This window comes from Herbaspirillum sp. B65, from assembly GCF_000333555.1.
GTDB classification, from domain to species: domain Bacteria; phylum Pseudomonadota; class Gammaproteobacteria; order Burkholderiales; family Burkholderiaceae_D; genus Herbaspirillum; species Herbaspirillum rubrisubalbicans.
On sequence record NZ_BADI01000330.1, the window covers coordinates 1 to 1,891 of the forward strand.

General features: G+C 51.1%; 2 protein-coding genes. Both read right to left on the reverse strand.

All coding sequences use genetic code 11. The annotated features are described in order from the left end of the window. Positions 1-943 (reverse strand): hemagglutinin repeat-containing protein (locus tag I5W_RS08320; RefSeq protein ID WP_044528874.1); only part of this gene is annotated, 943 nt, incomplete at its 3' end. A 43-nt stretch (positions 944-986) separates the two neighbouring features. Continuing rightward, positions 987-1,370 carry a hypothetical protein gene (locus tag I5W_RS08325; RefSeq protein ID WP_148289066.1) on the reverse strand — a complete coding sequence of 128 codons (384 nt, stop codon included), beginning with the start codon at positions 1,368-1,370 and terminating at the stop codon, positions 987-989. Positions 1,371-1,891 lie beyond the last annotated feature (521 nt).

Genomic DNA, 1,891 nt, shown 5'->3' on the forward strand with positions numbered 1-1,891 from the left:
CCGACGATTCGACCATCTGGTCCACTGTTTGCATCGCCGAGATCACCGGGCTTGTCACAGCCACTGTCAGGCCGCTTTGCTTGTACTTGTCTTCAGTGGTGGTTTTACTGGCCTGCTCCGCCGCCCGAATCTCCACCGACTTGGCCGCAATATCGATATCGCCCTTGGGCGCCATCACATCACTGCCCACCTGCGTATACCGATTCCCCGCCACGATGCTGACATTGCCATCGGTACTACCAATGGTGGAAGCCGACGCCGTCTGTCCCTGACTCTTCCCGTCATGACTCTGCTCACGCGTGCCTATGGTCACGCCGAAGCCTGCGCCCATCACACCGCTGGTGGTCTCCTTGCGGAAATTGTTTTTAGTGCTGCTATCCACGGCAGCCACAATATTGACATCGTTACCCGCAGCCATGCCCACGCCTTGCGTCGCAACGACATTGCTGCCAGTAACGTTGATGTCCTTGCCCGCCCGCACCACCACCGTATTGCCAGACAGGGTCGTCCCTTGATTGATGCGCTCGCTGCTGCTGTCATCAGTGGTCACCGTCCGCGAAGACAGCACCCCACCCGCATCCGTCTTCTTGTGCTGATCACGCGCACTGGCCGTGCTGACATCGGTGCCGATGTTGATGTTGTTGGCTGCGTTAGCCGACAACGAGCCTTCGGCGTTGACGTAGGCTGCCTGGGCATTGATGTCGCGACCTGCGGTCACGCTGATGTCCTTGCCCTGCACCGTGCTGCCGATGGCGTTGTCGCGGTTGACTTCGGCGCGGTTGTCGTTGTCCCAGGCGAGTTTTTCTTGGCTGGTCTCGTGGACGGTGGAGAAGTTCACATCGCGCTGGGCGACCAGCGTGATGTTGTCAGCGGAGGCGCCGCTGGCCTTGAGGTTGATGTCACGACCGGCCACGGCAGTGAGCGAACCGTTACGTTCGGGCACCTAAATTGGTTAAGAGCTCTTCTTCTCCAGTGCCCGCCACATATCAAAAATTATGCAAAATATGAAGCCCATCTTCGTCCCGAATCGCGACAACCTTCTCATACTGAAAAGATAAAATATAGTTAGCCGAACACAATTGACTTAGCAACTCCAGAAACTGGTGTAGCTGCTCACTGCAAAGATCGTAAGTAGAAATGACGTAATAAAAAACCATCCGCATCTTTACATCCCAAGTAATCTTTTCACTCCAATCTTCTGCTCTAAGTGTTGGATCAGAGAATTCCTCGGAAAAATAAAAAAACATGTTCGATTCTGGGAAATTCCCACTGAAGCCATTTCCCTTTTCAACGATATTCGTTACCTTTAGCTGGCGAAGCGCTCTAAGAACAACGTCTTTTTCGAGCCGAAAATCGGCTTCCAGATCCATTGATATGGACATTATTTGGCCTCCAATAAATAAGCTTTCCCACTTTCATGATGAACCTACGTGTCCACCCTGAAAAAATGACCATAGTTATAGCCATTTCTGATCAATGAGATGACTGAGTCCGGCAGGTTTCGGATGTCACATGATCGTATTTCATCGTAATGGAAACAGAAGCCTTTCCAATGTAAGAGCTCGGAGCAATCTCTAAAAGAATACCCTCTTTACAGTACTTGCCCTTCGACAGAGGCTTCCATCCATGCTCATCAAACGCCTCTTTAGACGGTGAGCGCCNAAGCTCCGGATCGATGATCAGGTAAGACGAAGCCACGCCAGACTTCGAAAAGTCACCCTCCGTAAGAATACTTTAGATTCTATTTTCCCTCTGACTGAGCCATTTCATTTTCGCTCTCATGATTCCCAGCTGNTTGTAAGTTGGTCCAATATTCTTTCCTGTAACGATCCCATAAATAAAGCCCACCNAAAAGATCGGCATCAATATCGCTATGATGCGATTCTTCAAC

What these genes read in the sequence shown, in the direction of transcription:
- I5W_RS08325 (WP_148289066.1), bottom strand. Translation starts at nt 1,370, where the DNA reads ATGGATCTGGAAGCCGATTTTCGGCTCGAAAAAGACGTTGTTCTTAGA.